Origin of the sequence: Microcoleus sp. Pol7_A1 (assembly GCF_036701085.1) — a bacterium.
Taxonomy (GTDB): domain Bacteria; phylum Cyanobacteriota; class Cyanobacteriia; order Cyanobacteriales; family Microcoleaceae; genus Microcoleus; species Microcoleus asticus.
On record NZ_JAUBQD010000008.1, the window covers coordinates 1 to 14107 of the forward strand.

15 protein-coding genes and 1 pseudogene are annotated in these 14107 nt (G+C 47.7%); 10 read left to right on the forward strand and 6 right to left on the reverse strand.

Features of this window, described 5'->3' with window-relative positions; translation table 11 throughout:
- Window positions 1–473 (reverse strand): annotated as a pseudogene (locus tag QUA20_RS07090) (photosystem II D2 protein (photosystem q(a) protein)); the annotation flags it as partial.
- An 88-nt stretch (window positions 474–561) separates the two neighbouring features.
- On the opposite strand from QUA20_RS07090, the gene QUA20_RS07095 reads away from it, so the two are divergent.
- The 3 genes from QUA20_RS07095 to QUA20_RS07105 all read left to right on the forward strand — a co-directional run bounded on the left by QUA20_RS07095 (window position 562) and on the right by QUA20_RS07105 (window position 1864).
- On the forward strand, window positions 562–750 hold the full coding sequence (locus QUA20_RS07095) for a hypothetical protein (RefSeq protein ID WP_333186979.1): 189 nt from the start codon (window positions 562–564) through the stop codon (window positions 748–750).
- 146 nt (window positions 751–896) lie between these two features.
- On the forward strand, window positions 897–1169 hold the full coding sequence (locus tag QUA20_RS07100; protein ID WP_172192507.1) for a hypothetical protein: 273 nt from the start codon (window positions 897–899) through the stop codon (window positions 1167–1169).
- Complete coding sequence (locus tag QUA20_RS07105; RefSeq protein WP_445304652.1) at window positions 1166–1864, forward strand: energy-coupling factor ABC transporter ATP-binding protein; 699 nt, start codon at window positions 1166–1168, stop codon at window positions 1862–1864. The genes QUA20_RS07100 and QUA20_RS07105 overlap by 4 nt, the downstream gene beginning before the upstream one ends.
- A 125-nt stretch (window positions 1865–1989) precedes the next feature.
- Here QUA20_RS07105 and QUA20_RS07110 read toward each other — a convergent pair whose 3' ends face one another.
- Both QUA20_RS07110 and QUA20_RS07115 read right to left on the reverse strand, forming a co-directional pair.
- The gene (locus tag QUA20_RS07110) at window positions 1990–2778 is read right to left on the reverse strand and encodes a DUF4058 family protein (RefSeq protein ID WP_333186983.1); all 789 of its coding nucleotides are present in this window, start codon (window positions 2776–2778) and stop codon (window positions 1990–1992) included.
- A gap of 129 nt (window positions 2779–2907) precedes the next feature.
- Entirely contained in the window at window positions 2908–3150 is a 243-nt protein-coding gene (locus QUA20_RS07115; protein ID WP_333186986.1) for a hypothetical protein, read from the reverse strand.
- Window positions 3151–3277: 127 nt separating this feature from the next.
- Between QUA20_RS07115 and QUA20_RS07120 the strand changes: the two genes are divergently transcribed.
- Complete coding sequence (locus QUA20_RS07120; RefSeq protein ID WP_333186989.1) at window positions 3278–3490, forward strand: helix-turn-helix transcriptional regulator; 213 nt, start codon at window positions 3278–3280, stop codon at window positions 3488–3490.
- 160 nt (window positions 3491–3650) lie between these two features.
- On the opposite strand, the gene QUA20_RS07125 is transcribed toward QUA20_RS07120, so the two are convergent.
- Both QUA20_RS07125 and QUA20_RS07130 read right to left on the reverse strand, forming a co-directional pair.
- Entirely contained in the window at window positions 3651–4019 is a 369-nt protein-coding gene (locus tag QUA20_RS07125) for a type II toxin-antitoxin system RelE/ParE family toxin (protein WP_333186991.1), read from the reverse strand.
- Window positions 4012–4251 carry a hypothetical protein gene (locus tag QUA20_RS07130; RefSeq protein ID WP_333186995.1) on the reverse strand — a complete coding sequence of 80 codons (240 nt, stop codon included), beginning with the start codon at window positions 4249–4251 and terminating at the stop codon, window positions 4012–4014. The genes QUA20_RS07125 and QUA20_RS07130 overlap by 8 nt, the downstream gene beginning before the upstream one ends.
- Before the next feature lie 365 nt (window positions 4252–4616).
- Here QUA20_RS07130 and QUA20_RS07135 point away from each other — a divergent pair, with 365 nt between their 5' ends.
- Both QUA20_RS07135 and QUA20_RS07140 read left to right on the forward strand, forming a co-directional pair.
- The gene (locus tag QUA20_RS07135; protein WP_333186998.1) at window positions 4617–5111 is read left to right on the forward strand and encodes a hypothetical protein; all 495 of its coding nucleotides are present in this window, start codon (window positions 4617–4619) and stop codon (window positions 5109–5111) included.
- Between the two features lie 104 nt (window positions 5112–5215).
- Window positions 5216–7648: a tetratricopeptide repeat protein gene (locus QUA20_RS07140; protein WP_333187000.1), complete on the forward strand. Its 2433-nt coding sequence runs from the start codon at window positions 5216–5218 to the stop codon at window positions 7646–7648.
- A 291-nt stretch (window positions 7649–7939) separates the two neighbouring features.
- Here the strand turns inward: QUA20_RS07140 and QUA20_RS07145 are convergent, their stop codons facing one another.
- Window positions 7940–9448, reverse strand: coding sequence for a UbiD family decarboxylase (locus tag QUA20_RS07145; protein WP_190739927.1), 1509 nt, complete (start codon window positions 9446–9448; stop codon window positions 7940–7942).
- Between the two features lie 334 nt (window positions 9449–9782).
- Between QUA20_RS07145 and pstS the strand changes: the two genes are divergently transcribed.
- The 4 genes from pstS (at window position 9783) to pstB (ending at window position 14053) form a co-directional block, all read left to right on the forward strand.
- Window positions 9783–10811, forward strand: coding sequence for a phosphate ABC transporter substrate-binding protein PstS (gene pstS, locus QUA20_RS07150; RefSeq protein ID WP_333187003.1), 1029 nt, complete (start codon window positions 9783–9785; stop codon window positions 10809–10811).
- Between the two features lie 201 nt (window positions 10812–11012).
- The gene (gene pstC / locus QUA20_RS07155) at window positions 11013–12014 is read left to right on the forward strand and encodes a phosphate ABC transporter permease subunit PstC (protein WP_333187006.1); all 1002 of its coding nucleotides are present in this window, start codon (window positions 11013–11015) and stop codon (window positions 12012–12014) included.
- A gap of 150 nt (window positions 12015–12164) precedes the next feature.
- On the forward strand, window positions 12165–13145 hold the full coding sequence (gene pstA, locus QUA20_RS07160) for a phosphate ABC transporter permease PstA (RefSeq protein ID WP_333187009.1): 981 nt from the start codon (window positions 12165–12167) through the stop codon (window positions 13143–13145).
- A 56-nt stretch (window positions 13146–13201) separates the two neighbouring features.
- Window positions 13202–14053, forward strand: a complete 852-nt coding sequence (gene pstB / locus QUA20_RS07165; RefSeq protein ID WP_333187012.1) for a phosphate ABC transporter ATP-binding protein PstB — start codon at window positions 13202–13204, stop codon at window positions 14051–14053.
- Window positions 14054–14107 lie beyond the last annotated feature (54 nt).

The following is a 14107-nucleotide window of genomic DNA, read 5'->3' on the forward strand; positions in this document are numbered from 1 at the left end:
AGGAACACGGAAACAAACACGGCTATCGGGCCGGTGAATGCTAGGGCGTTGTAGGGACGGATGCCTACCAAACGGGAAATTTCGATCTGACGCAGGCAAAAGCCTATAAGTGCGAAAGCGCCGTGGAGGGCGACAAATGTCCACAGGCCGCCGAGTTGGAACCAGCGGGTGAAGTCCCACTGTGCTTCGGGGCCCCACAGGAACAGCAAGGAGTGTCCGAGGCTGTTGGCTGGGGTGGAGACGGCGACGGTGAGGAAGTTGGCTCCTTCGAGGTAGGAGCTTGCCAAACCGTGCGTGTACCAGGAGGTAACGAAGGTGGTGCCTGTTAACCAGCCACCGATGGCTAGGTAGGCGCAGGGGAATAGCAGGATGCCAGACCAGCCTACGAAGACGAAGCGATCGCGTTTGAGCCAGTCGTCGAGTACATCAAAGATGCCTCTTTCGGTCTGGGCGCGTCCGACTGCGATTGTCATTACGCAAATCTCCAAATGGATATAATTACAGCGGATCTTTCTCTAGTCATTTGTCTCCAACCGTTGCCTCTGCTTACCAGAAAACAAGTTGGATTATGAACAGAGTTTACTTTTCTTTACCGTATTGACGATTATAGAGGTAATTCTTTACAAGAGCAAGTTTTTCTTAAAAAACTTTCGGCTCTTGACTTTTGACTTGTGCGAAGTCCCCGAAGCCCTCGAAGTCCCCGAAGTCCCCGAAGTCCTTGCCCTGCATTTGGGAACTTCTACTATATAGGAGTCTCTGCGCTTTGCGTCAGAAGCCCCGTGGGTGGGTAGATGTATCGCCCTCAACCTCTGATTTTTCTAAGAAACTGGGTTTCCGTGGGTAAGTCCTATATATATACTGAGGATAGAGCTCCAAACTTAGGTTTTTAAGACTATATGTTCAGCATTGACATCATTGTGAAAAATACGCCCGTCTCGCTGTCGGTGCAGCGGAAGTTGGAGGAGGACGCTGAGACTGTTTACCAGCAGGTACTGGCGGCGATTCGCAACTCCCAACCGCAAGTTTTGGAACTAACTTGCGAGAAAAATCCTGAGAAAAAGGTGGCTGTCGTCAGCAGCGAGATTTCTGGGGTGGTGGTTTCTCAGAAATCGGGGGCGTCATCTACAGGCAGATCCCCGGGTTTTGTCTCGCTGTCGGCTGCAGAATGAGGGCTGGGGGTGTTGGTGCCGAGATGAGCCAGTCAGCCGTTGCTGTGCGGGATTTGGGTTTTTGCTGGCCGTCGGGCGATCGAGTGTTGCAAGGTTGCTCTCTGGATGTACCCAAGGGCGAGTTTTGGATGCTTTTGGGTACTAACGGCAGCGGCAAGTCTACGCTGTTGAGGCTGATGGCTGGGCTGCTGCACCCCCAGTCGGGGGAAATTGACTTGGGTGGGCGAGTGGGTTTTGTGTTCCAAAACCCGGATCACCAACTGGTGATGCCGACTGTGGGTGCGGATGTGGCTTTTGGTTTGGTGGAGGAAAAGCTTTCTAACCTTCAGGTGCGGGAGAGGGTGGCGGAGGCTTTGGAGGCTGTGAATTTGCTGGATTTGCAGCGGCGGCCGATTTATGCTTTGAGTGGGGGCCAGAAGCAGCGAATTGCTCTTGCTGGGGCGATCGCCCGTCACTGCGAAATTCTGCTGTTGGACGAACCGACGGCTTTGTTAGATCCTGATTCTCAGTTGGATTTGGTGGCGGCGGTGCAGCGGTTGGTGAAAAATCGCGGGATTACGGCTTTGTGGGTGACTCACCGTTTGGATGAGTTGAATTATTGTGATGGGGCTTTTTTGTTGGAAAAGGGCCAAGTGGTCGATCGGGGAGATCCGGCGCGTTTGAAGCAGCGGTTGATGCAAAGTCAAGATGTTTAGCCCTCAAGCAATTTAAGAATTAAGTCACTGGGCGATTGAAATCGCTGCATAGAGTGAAACGAAGTCTGCCTCCGCAGACTAAGAAATAAATAGGGTATTTAACCAGAATTTGGCTCCAGCCCAAATTAATCTCGCAATCCTGGATCGCGCAACCAAGCATCTGCCCAAATTGTATCGGCCTCTGACAGCGCTGGTATGAATTCCCAGTTGCGATAATCTATCTTCAGGTCATAACTTGCTATGTCGTAAATTTGAGTGAATAATTCCTGCAAGTTTATGACAGGTTCAGTATCGCCCGATCGCAGCGGCAGAGGAAAGGCAGGCATCGCATTTTGCACGTTAAAAGCGTACAAATCTGCTCTGGGACGGCGATTTCCCCGACACACCAAAACGCTATAGTGACTTTCAACATTATTGCCAATAACTGGCATTTTTTGACCGCGCCGCAATAAATCTATTTCAATTAAATGAGTGCGACTACCTAAAATTCCTTCTCGCTTTTCCTCGTACATTTGTCGTCCTTTTCCTGTGCGCTTATTGCTAGGCGAGAGGATTTCAATAACGGTTATTAGTTCTTCGTTTCCCCTTTCTCTAATTTCTAAATAGCCTTCCCGAACCTGGTATGGCATGGGAATATTTACTGTCAAGGGTTGTGTGGGTGGCGCTGCAACGGCTATGTTTGATGTTATTAATTCAGTTGCAGTTTGTGGCTGAATTACGTTTACGTCAGGAATGCCAATTGACAAATCATCATCAGCGGTTTCATAGATTCTCACTTCCAACGAGACTAAATACTTAGGACGCAGTTGGGGAGACAAAAATCTAAAAATTTCACTAATTAACAAGTGATGTAGGGCCGGCCAGAGTTCGGGATGCTCTAAATACGGGTCCATACCGGGAAAGGGAGATGGCATTGATTTGACTCCTTGACTTAAGTCTATTTATAGTTTAGCAACATTTTTTTGGGGAATTTAGGGCCGATCGCACTTCCGGTAAAATAGAATAATTCCTATTTGTGGAAGGGCGATCGCACAGTTCAACAATTAAACTTCGATCGACAATTGCATCGGAATTGGAACGCTGTTTTCCTCTAAGACAGACAGCGCATTTACGAAAACAATTGTATGCGGGACTGCGGGCATTAAGCGGCGCAGTGCATTTAGGTAAGATTCGGCATCGGGACGGCGGGCGAAACGGGCGACTGTTAACCGCTGACAGTTGGGGAGGTGGCGAATTAGATGCCAAGGTTGAAGTCGATCGCGATATGTCGATTGTTTTGGTATCATAGGAAAATCCTTCCCACTTTTGTGGGTGGTGAATGAAAGGCGATCGCCCTTGATTTCTCAGGTCGGAGGGCGATCGCTTGTTTATAGTTTATATTCAACACGAATACTCGAGTGTTGTCAAGAGGGAATGGGACGAATTAGGCTGCGAGTTCGGGAATTTGCTCAAGATAAGGGTTGGAATCTGACAGAAGTCTCCAAAAGAACAGGTATTCCATATACCACGATCATTACCTATGCCAATTCTCCAGGCATGGCAACTGTTGACTACACAGCTTTGGACAAGATGGCACGTGCGTTCGATATTGCGATCGAAGATTTAGTTGAGATTTTGGAACAATAAACTGATTGGTCAGCGGGAAATGGGTTTAATAAGGTTGCTAGCAACGGACGACACGGCAATGCCGTTTCCCTACCCCAAAATAATCATGAGCCTTCGATGAGAAATGTAACCATCGCCCGATTAATGGTAGGGAAACGGCACTGCCGTGTCCTGAATCACTTTAAACATCTGTTTCTTCAGATTGCGTGCTGAATTCTTTAATAATTTGGCGAATCTCCCCTACTTCGATATCTTGCTGGTCAGACTTTGAGTAAATGTCTAATAAAACAATCAACTCAGGCGATGAAATCCAGTAAATAAGGCGATAACCGCCACTTTTACCTTTTTGAATATTGCTATTCTTAAGCCGCACTTTCATAACGATAGAGCCAATACCAGGGATTTGATCTCCAAGAAATGCTCCTAATTGCAACTGCTCAAGGATAGGATGAAGATCGGCTTGGATTTGGCGATATTTCTTTGCTAGGGTTCTCAGTTTGCGCTGAAACTCAGGGGTCAACCGAATTTCGACCAAAGACGTGTCAGTCAACGTCGATGCCCTCCCAAAGTTCAGAAAGGGGTAGAGTTTGTCCGGTTACAGCTTGTCGCCAGGATGTGCGAAAGCTTTCTGCTGAAAAGTCTGTGTCTGCTTCGGGCGTGATTTGGTTTTCTAGACAATGAGTTTGTTGAATGATTGTGGATAGTGTTTTTAGGAGTTCAAGCTGCTCTGTGAATGAAAGTGACTGAGCCAGATTGATGGCTTGTTGAAGTTGTGATGTCATGGTTTCTCCTCCATTTTTAATTTCTCATTTTGCATTTTTAATTGCTCCTGTGCCCATTCTCGCAGTTGCTCGTCGGGGTCGTTGGTAGCTATGTCACTTAGCAGTTTGAGAGTTCTAAAATGCTACTGAACGTTACTTTAAGTTTATCAAACTCCAGAATAGGATTTACGCACGGGTGGTCAGAAACCGGGTTTTTACCGAGTCTGCCGGCTGTAACGCGTCTTCTCAGAAAAAACCCGGTTTCTAGGCGTCGCGGTGCGTAAGTCCTGACTGACTTGTCGCTCTTTGCGGTAAAAATAGGGATATTGGAATTTTCCGGCTGTAGACTAGAGTCAGGAGTTGTTCAGTCTGCCGGAGTTATATCAATGCCGATCGATCGTCTGTCTCAAATTGAAAAAAACCTGAAATTGCTGCGAGATCAGCAACACGCTTTAGAGCAAGAAGCTATCTTCACAACAGGACTAGCAAAAATCCAAGCTGAGCAGCGATTGGGAGAAGAAATTAAGCCGAAGATTCGGGAGTACGAGAAAGAGTATTGGCAGGTTCTCGCTCAGCAAACGAAAACAGAAGACATTCCCGAACAGGAGGCTGAGATTATTGTTGCCGAGATTGTCGAAGAAGTTGGGCAAATTGAAGTGCAGGGACAGTATTCAGATGAAGTGCTTCAGATTTTGCAGGAGATTCGGGACAAGCTGAACCAACCGGGAGCGACAGCGGCCGCGAAACTTAAAGGTGTAATCTCAAGCATTCCGCCGTTTATAGGAATTTCCTACGAGGCTGAATTGGATACAGAGAATTTTTTCCAGCAGCATTTCCCAACGTTTCGGAAATTGATTAAGGTATTAGCAAAAAAGTCCTAGACCTGGAGCGAAAAACACTTAATCCAGGTTTCACAAGTTTTTACCAACTATACGATATTCCCTCGGAACTCGGTTCAAAAAACTTTGTGGGGCGGGATGAGGAGATGCAGCAATTGCACGGATTGTTGCAGGATGGGAGCCGCGTTGCCATTGCCGCTGCGTCGGGAATGGGCGGCATCGGCAAGACAGAATTGGCATGGCAGTATGCAACTTTTCACCGCGAACACAACACTTATCCAGCAGGGATTTGGTGGGTGTTTGTGCGGGAAATCGATTTAGCGCCGCAGGTGTTGCAGAAAGCGCTGCGAATGGGAATTCAGCCGCCGGATACTCTCGACAATCTGGAGGAACGGTTGCAGTTTTGCTACGAAGAGTGGGCAAAAAAAACCTCTGGCAATGCTCTGCTGGTATTGGATGATGTCAGCGATTACCGCGCGGTGCAGCGGTTGCTGCCTAGAAATCCCCGCTTTAAGGTGTTGCTGACAGCGCGACAGCGACTGGAAGAAAAAACCTTGCAGCGATTGGATTTAAAGAAGCTCAGACCCTTGGATGCTTTCAAGTTACTGTATGAAGTTAGTCAGGCAGAGACTCGCATTATTCAGGAACAGATTGTTGCTGAGAAATTGTGTGCTTGGTTGGAGTATTTGCCCTTGGGGATTGAACTGGTGGCAACGTTTCTCAAGGTAGAGCCAGATGTGTCGGTAGCAGAGTTATTGGCACAGTTGCAGCAAAAGCTGTTGCAGGATGAGGTGCTGACTCCTGTAGCGGCGGCTTTTGAGTTAAGTTGGGTGCAGTTAAATGCTGCCGAACAGCAGTTGGCGGTATTGCTGAGTGTGTTTGCTTTGGCTCCCATGCCTTGGGAGTTGGTGGAGTCAGCGGTCGTAGTTTGTAGAGTAGAAGCCCCAAAGCAAAACTGGCTGAAGAAATTGTTGGTGGTGTGGGGAAAGGTGCAAGCACCCCAGCAGTGGTGTTTGCTACTGGACGATCGGGTTTTGAGCCAGAGTCGGCGGCGTTTAGTGGAGTTGAGTTTGTTGGGGCGCGTGGAGCAAAAGCAGTATCAACTTCATGCTTTGATTCGGGAGTTTTTTGCAGCCAAATTGCAGGAACGCGCCGATGCTGAGGATTTGCGGAGAAGTTTTGCTATGGCGTTGACAGTGGTGGCAAAGACGATTCCGCAGACTGTGACGCTGGAGGTGCAGCAACGGGTGAAGGAGGCGCTGCCCCATTTGGAGGTGGTGGCGGAGCAATGGTCGCATTTGCTGGAAGATAGCACTGATGCTATGGGGTCTTTCACGGTCTTAGCGTGGGTTGCCCAGGGGCAGAGTTTGTGGGCAGAGGCGGAGAAATGGTATCAAGCTTGCCTGCAGATGACAGAGAAACGCTGCGGAGCCGACCATCCCGATACGGCAACGAGTTTGAACAATCTGGCAGAGCTATACCGTGCAATGGGACGCTACCCGGAAGCAGAACCCTTGTATGTGCGATCACTTTCTATCCGTGAGCAACAGCTCGGAGCCGATCATCCCCATACGGCAACGAGTTTGAACAATCTGGCATTACTGTACGGTGAAATGGGACGCTACCAGTCGGCAGAACGATTGTTAGTGCGATCGCTCTCGATCTCGGAGCAGCAGCTTGGAGCCGATCATCCCCATACGGCATTGGGTTTGAACAATCTGGCAGAGCTATACCGTACAATGGGTCGCTACCCGGAGGCAGAACCCTTGTATGTGCGATCGCTCTCGATCCGCGAGCAGCAGCTCGGAGCCGACCATCCCTCTACGGCTATGAGTTTGAACAATCTGGCATTGCTGTACCATGTAATGGGTCGCTACCCGGAAGCAGAACCCCTGTATGTGCGATCGCTCTCTATATTTGAGCAGCAGCTCGGAGCCGACCATCCCGATACGGCAACGAGTTTGAACAATCTGGCAGAGCTGTACCGTGCAATGGGACGCTACCCGAAGGCAGAACCCCTGTATGTGCGATCGCTCTCGATCCGCGAGCAGCAGCTCGGAGCCGACCATCCCGATACGGCAACGAGTTTGAACAATCTGGCATTGCTGTACCATGTAATGGGTCGCTACCCGGAAGCAGAACCCTTGTATCTGCGATCGCTCTCTATCCATGAGCAACAGCTCGGAGCCGACCATCCCAATACGGCAACGAGTTTGGACAATCTGGCAAATCTATACAATGCAATGGGACGCTACCAGGAGGCAGAACCCCTGTATGTGCGATCGCTTGCTATCAAGGAGCAGCAGCTCGGAGCCCACCATCCCGATACGGCAATAAGTTTGAACAATCTGGCATGGCTGTACTCTGCAAGAGGTCGCTACCCGGAAGCGGAACCGCTTTACCTGAGAGCATTAAAAATCTTGTTTAACCGATTGGGAGAGAATCATCCCAACACCCAAAAAGTTTGGAGCAATTTCATTGATTGTCTCCAGCAGGCGATATCAACGGGTCAAGACTCGCAGTTTTTCCAGCATCCAGCAACGCAAGCACTGCTTCAGCAACTTCGGGAGACGGAGTAGCTGTTGCTGCTAGAGCGATTATTGCCAACTTTCTACAAAACTTACGCATGGGACCCAGAAACCGGGTTTTTTCCAGAATACTTCGTTACAGCCCGCACCCAAGGCAAAAAACCCGGTTTCTCTGACGAAGCGCATAAGTCTCGATCGCATTAAAAAGAGGTAAATTGCGATTTTTCGTTGGGTGGGGGCGGGTTTTTGAGATTGTCTATCTGTGTCATAAAGGGTTGGAAAAACCCGCCGCTACAGGTCGATCGAGGATGTGCGATATGTCAAATTTTACGGTTAATTCCCCTACTTCATCTCATATCCAAACAAATTAGGATCGACTTCTCCCAAATTCAAATCGGCCAAACCATACTCAGCCCAACGCCTTTCTACCATCGCCGCCACATCAGGATCGGACTCCAAAACTTCACCCCATTCGTGATCGGTTTCCGGCGGCATCTTCGTAGTAGCATCAATCCCCATTCTGCCTCCCAAACCAATCTTTTCACTGGCAAAATCTAACGTATCAAAAGGCGTATTCGGCAGAATAAATACATCCCGAACAGGATCGACTTTAGAACTAATTGCCCAAACTACTTGACGCGGGTCGCGAATGTTGATACTTTTATCGACAACAATCACAAACTTAGTGTAAGTAAACTGCGGTAATGCACTCCAAAATGCTAAAGCAGCCCGGCGCGCTTGACCGGGATATGCTTTATCAATGGAGATAATTGCCGCTTTATAACTCAGCGCTTCCATCGGTAAGAAGAAATCGACAATTTCCGATACTTGCTGCCGCAAAATAGGGGTATAAATACGGTTAAGCGCGATCGCCATCATTGCTTCTTCTTTCGGCGGCCGCCCGCTAAATGTCGTCAGATAAATCGGGTCTTTGCGGTGCGTCATGCAGTGGAACCGCACCAACGGCGAATCTTCCACGCCGCCGTAATAACCCATGTGATCCCCAAAGGGCCCGTCGGGCAGAACTTCCCCCGGCGTAATCGTTCCTTCTAACACGATTTCCGAGTCCGCCGGTACTTCCAAATCTACGGTTTTGCACTTCGCCAATTGGACGCCGGAACCGCCGTAAAGTCCGGCAAATAACCATTCCGATAAATCTACAGGAATTGGGGTTGCAGCAGCGAGAATAATCAGGGGATCGACTCCAAGGGCGATCGCAACTTCCAACTTTTTACCAGCCTGCGCCGCTTTCCGCAAGTGTCGCGCCCCGCCCCGCACCGATAACCAGTGTACAGTCATCGTGTTTTTTGACTGCAACTGCAACCGATAAACCCCCACATTCGGAGTGCCCGTTTCGCAATCTTTGGTAATTACCAAACCCAGGGTAATAATTTTGCCCGCATCTCCCGAATAAGGGCGAATCATCGGGATTTTGTTCAAATCCACCCCTTCTCCCTCAAATACCACTTGCTGACAAGCTGGGAAAAAGTCGCGGCCGGGTTTGGCTTTCACTACGTCGAACAACACTTTGCCGAATTCTATCGCTTGGGAAATCTTTTTCGGCGGTTTTGGCTGTTGCAGCATTCCCAGTTTTTTGCCGAGCTCTTCTAGTTCGATCGGCTTTTCCATGTTCATCGCCCAGCAAACGCGCTGTTCCGTGCCCAAGAGGTTAATCGCTACGGGGAAATCTGCCCCTTTGACGTTTTCAAACAGCAATCCAGGGCCGCCTTTTTGCAGCATTTGGTTGGAAATTTCGGCAATTTCGAGGTCGGAATCGACTAAGGCGCTAATCCGGCGCAGTTGTCCCCGTTCTTCGAGCAGTTTTAGGAATCCCCGCAAGTCTCTTGCCATTGTTGTTAAAGAAATGTTAAGTGTCCCTACTATTATGCGGCGATCGGGGGATGGAGTGCGCGGTGGGGGCGATCGGGCGATCGCTAAATAAATTTCTATTGTTATCGTTACTCTATGACTTGGTATTTCTCTGATTCATCAAAAATAGACTTTAGCTAATTTTTATTGGCAATACTCTTAACCAAAATTTAAACAAAGCTTATTCTATTATTATTTAATCTACTATTAACCAAAATTTAAAACAAGCTTATTCTATTAAAGCTCTTTCCTTGGGGGTTTCAGTCTATCCTATGGAGGAGATTTGCAAAGTCTGCTATTAAGGGAGAGGAGGAATATGAATTTTTTCACAGGACGTTGGCGACGTGGTTTTATAGTGACACTAGCAGCAGCGGCATTCTCGCTGACTTTGATTAGTTCTGCTGTAGCTGCGGTAACACTAAACGGTTCGGGAGCCACTTTCCCCAAACCCCTTTACGATCGCTACTTCTCTCAGATGAGAAGTGCAAATCAAATTACTGTAAACTACGAAGGAACCGGCAGCGGTGCTGGTATCAAAGCATTAATTTCAGGCACTGTTGATTTCGCAGGCAGCGACGCGCTGATGACGGCGGCGCAAATAGCCGAAGTAAAGCGCGGCGTCATGGCGATTCCGACTGCTGGCGGCGCTGTTGCAGTTGTTTACAACTTGCCCGGAGTGAACAATCTGAGGCTAAATAACGATGCGATGAAAGGCATCTTTGAAGGGAAGATTACTCGCTGGAACGATGCTAAAATAGCCGGAATTTCTGGACAAGCTAAAGGCTTGCCAAATACTGCGATTCGAGTAGCTGTACGGGCAGACAGCAGCGGTACTACCTTTATTTTTGCTAATCACTTGCAGGCAACTGGTAGCAGCATCAAAGCTGCCGCTCAGCCGAGTTGGCCCGGAAGCCCTGTCAGCGGCCAAGGAAACCCCGGCGTAGCTGCTTTGGTGAAAAATACAGCGGGTGCGATCGGCTACGTTCAAGATACTTATGCTCGGCAAAACAATCTCCAAACAGCGTTTATTCAGAATAAAGTTGGTAGGTTTGTAGATCCTAGCTTGGCTGAAGCAGAGAAAGCTTTAGCAGGGGAAACATTCCCCGCAGATTTCCGCTTAGTAGAAGGAAATCCTAACGACGGTTATCCGATTGTTGGTTTGACTTGGCTGTTAATCTACAAACAGTATCCTGCTGCGAAAGCAGATGCTATTAAAAAGATGGTTAATTGGGTGATGACTACAGGTCAAGGTATCAACAAACAGCTAGAGTATACTACAATTCCTTCAGCTACAGCTCAAAAGGTGGTTCAAACAGTTAATCAGACTGTGGTTGCCAGAGGTTAATTTGGGCGATCGCACAGGGTTATGAGTTGATGAGTTAAATGTAGGACTCAAAACTCATAAATGATCGGGTTAATGTGCGCTAGATTTACTGTGTAAGGTGCGCTTGGCGCACCCTACAAACCAAGTGCGCAGAGCGCACCCAGCCCATTAAATTACTCGTATTGCAAGCAAATATTTCACTTTTTACGCAATAATTCCGGTATGACCAATCTTTCAAAAGAATCGAAAAAACAAACTCGGCAACCGGCAGAAATAAACACAGAAGTAGATTTGACAGATACTACTGGTGAAGGTTTATGGATGGAGTCAGGATTTACACTATTTGTATGGGGTTTTGCCTTAGCGACAGCGGGTACGCTGTTTTGGATGAGTGCGGTAATTTTTAAAGATGCTTGGCCAGCTATTAGCAATTTTGGACTCTCATTCTTGTGGAATCCCAAGTGGGATATCGGCGAGTTGCAGTTTGGGGCTTTGCCGTTTATTTACGGTACTGTAATTAGTTCTGCGATCGGCATAATCATCGCACTTCCTTTAGGGCTGTCAGTAGCTATAGTTACTAGCGAGAACTTCTTACCCGTTTGGGTGCGATCGCCCTTGGGATTCATGGTTGAATTAATCTCGGCTATTCCCAGCGTGATAGTTGGCCTGTGGGGAATTTTTGTTCTCATTCCCTTTCTACTACCTTTACAGCAATCATTGTTCGATAATTTCAGTTGGTTTCCCCTGTTCAGCAGCGAACCTTTAGGCCCCGGAATGCTGCCCGCTGGAATACTGTTATCAATTATGATTTTGCCAACAGTAGCCGCCATCAGCCGCGATGTATTGATGTCAGTTCCAGTAGATTTGCGCAGTGCTTCGATGTCCCTCGGCGCCACCCGCTGGGAAACGATATTCAAGCTGTTATTGCCAGCAGCTAGTTCTGGGATTATCGGGGCTACAATCTTAGCCTTGGGACGTGCTTTAGGCGAAACAATGGCCGTCACAATGGTGATTGGCAACTCGATTCAAATTAACAAATCCCTGCTAGCTCCCAGCTACTCAATTCCTGCTGTTTTGGCGAGTCAATTTCGGGAAGCTCTCGAACCGCTGCACATCGGCGCTTTGATGTATTTAGCCCTAATTTTATTTGCGATCACTTTGTTGGTAAATGCGATCGCAGTATTGTTAGTTCAGCTAATCGGCGTCAAGAAAGCTAAAAATTAACACGATCGAAAGTAATTGGTAACAAGCCATTTTATGTATTCTTTCCCAGGCTCAGGACGGAGAAAGAGAAAAGTGTAACATCCTGAGAACAAACTTGCGGATAAATCCGCAGAATCAATCTAAAATCTAAAATCTAAAATCTAAAATTGCATGACTCAAGCACAAAAATCAAACAGTATTCTGGATGCAGAAATCAACAACCCCCTGTCCCTAAGCCGAAAAATTTTCAGCCGGGGGATGACAGTTATCGCTTTCGCTTTGACAGCTCTGGCCCTGCTCCCTTTGTTTGCTATCTTATACAAAATCCTGGGGGAAGGACTGACACATTTGAGCTGGGAAGTGTTAGTGTCTCTACCAGCACCCGTGGGAGTTGAAGACCAGCCAAACGGCTTTGCAAATGCGATTCTCGGCACAGCTTTAATGGTAGGCATTGCAACATTAATTAGCGTACCCATCGGCGTAATGACGGGAATATTTTTGTCTGAGTTTGGTAGAGACAACAAAGCGCTGGCCAATAGCATCCGCTTTATCACCGTCATTCTCAGCAGCGTTCCCTCGATCGTAGTTGGCGTTTTTTCCTACGCCCTAATTGTCGTTACCACCAAAGCATTTTCAGCATTAGCAGGCGGTTTTGCCCTCGGCATCATCATGCTTCCAGTTGTTGCTCTGACAACAGAACAAGCATTAAAATTAGTGCCTACTTCTTACCGCCTCGCTTCTGCTGCTTTGGGAGGCGGACGCTTTCAAACGATGTTTCGCACGATCGTACCCTCAGCACTTCCAACTATTACCACAGGTATTTTACTCGCTGCTTCCCGGGCCGCCGGCGAAACCGCACCGTTGATTGTAACAGCGTTGTCGAGTCAATTTTGGCCTCCTTTAGTTGATAAATTTGGCGAGATAATGCAGTCCCCCATAAGTGCAGAAACTATCTCAAAACTCAAAGAAATTCCCGAGACACTGCTGACTCCGACTCCTTCTATGTCAGTCTTAATATATAGCTACGCCAGCTCTCCTTACAAAGAGCAGAACGAATTGGCGTGGACTGCTGCCTCTGTGCTTTTGGGCATGGTTTTGATTGCTAGCGTCGCATCCCGTACAGTAACTCGGAAACGCTTGCAAAATCGATAAATCAATAACTCAAGTCCATCTCTCAGTCAAATATTAACAATATAACCACGCAAATAATGAAACCTAAAGCTAACTTGAAAGCCGAAAACTATACAGATAAATTCCTAGAAAATGCCCCCCCGGAAATTGACGCCAATGCAATGCCAGCACTGCGGGTTCAGGACTTGAGTTTTTATTACGGAACTCACAAAGTCTTAGAAAATTTATCGATGAATATCCCTCACCCGCAAATTACGGCGATTATTGGCCCTTCAGGTTGCGGCAAATCTACCTTTCTCAAAGCTCTCAACCGGATTGGTGAATTGGAGGGAAAGGTTAAAATTAAAGGAAGAGTAGAGTTTTTTGGACAGGATATTTACAGCTCGAAAGTAAACATTAATAGTTTGCGCCGCCAAATTGGGATGGTGTTTCAAAGACCAAATCCTTTTCCGCTGAGCATCTACGATAATATTGCTTACGGGGTGAGGCTTTTTGGTCGCAAAAGCAAAGCAGAATTAGATGAAATTGTGGAATCTGCACTTAAAAGTGCGGCGCTTTGGAATGAAGTCAAAGACGATTTGAAGAAATCGGCTCAGGGGATTTCGGGGGGACAGCAGCAGCGACTTTGTATTGCTCGCGCTTTGGCTGTGCAGCCAAAAATTTTGCTGATGGATGAACCTTGTTCTGCTTTAGATCCGATTTCTACGATGAAGATTGAGGAGTTATTTCAGACTCTGCGGCAGCAGTTAACTGTTGTGATTGTAACGCACAATATGCAGCAGGCTGCTCGCGTTTCTGATTACACGGCATTTTTTAATACTGATGAAAGTCGCATCGGCCGCCTGGTTGAATTTGGACCGACAAGTAAGATTTTTACTTCTGCGGGCAATTCGAGTACGAGAGATTACATTCAAGGCCGTTTCGGTTAATACCAAAGTTCTTTTTTAGGTTTGTAGTGGCGGGGGGGGGGGGGGGGGGGCGGG

Excerpts from the sequence above, each read along its gene's own strand:
- QUA20_RS07100 (WP_172192507.1), top strand. The coding sequence starts at position 897 with ATGTTCAGCATTGACATCATTGTGAAAAATACGCCCGTCTCGCTGTCG.
- QUA20_RS07105 (WP_445304652.1), top strand. The coding sequence starts at position 1,166 with ATGAGGGCTGGGGGTGTTGGTGCCGAGATGAGCCAGTCAGCCGTTGCT.
- QUA20_RS07110 (WP_333186983.1), bottom strand. The coding sequence starts at position 2,778 with ATGCCATCTCCCTTTCCCGGTATGGACCCGTATTTAGAGCATCCCGAA.
- QUA20_RS07115 (WP_333186986.1), bottom strand. The coding sequence starts at position 3,150 with ATGATACCAAAACAATCGACATATCGCGATCGACTTCAACCTTGGCAT.
- QUA20_RS07120 (WP_333186989.1), top strand. The coding sequence starts at position 3,278 with ATGGGACGAATTAGGCTGCGAGTTCGGGAATTTGCTCAAGATAAGGGT.
- QUA20_RS07130 (WP_333186995.1), bottom strand. The coding sequence starts at position 4,251 with ATGACATCACAACTTCAACAAGCCATCAATCTGGCTCAGTCACTTTCA.
- QUA20_RS07135 (WP_333186998.1), top strand. The coding sequence starts at position 4,617 with ATGCCGATCGATCGTCTGTCTCAAATTGAAAAAAACCTGAAATTGCTG.
- QUA20_RS07140 (WP_333187000.1), top strand. The coding sequence starts at position 5,216 with ATGCAGCAATTGCACGGATTGTTGCAGGATGGGAGCCGCGTTGCCATT.
- QUA20_RS07145 (WP_190739927.1), bottom strand. The coding sequence starts at position 9,448 with ATGGCAAGAGACTTGCGGGGATTCCTAAAACTGCTCGAAGAACGGGGA.
- pstS (WP_333187003.1), top strand. The coding sequence starts at position 9,783 with ATGAATTTTTTCACAGGACGTTGGCGACGTGGTTTTATAGTGACACTA.
- pstC (WP_333187006.1), top strand. The coding sequence starts at position 11,013 with ATGACCAATCTTTCAAAAGAATCGAAAAAACAAACTCGGCAACCGGCA.
- pstA (WP_333187009.1), top strand. The coding sequence starts at position 12,165 with ATGACTCAAGCACAAAAATCAAACAGTATTCTGGATGCAGAAATCAAC.
- pstB (WP_333187012.1), top strand. The coding sequence starts at position 13,202 with ATGAAACCTAAAGCTAACTTGAAAGCCGAAAACTATACAGATAAATTC.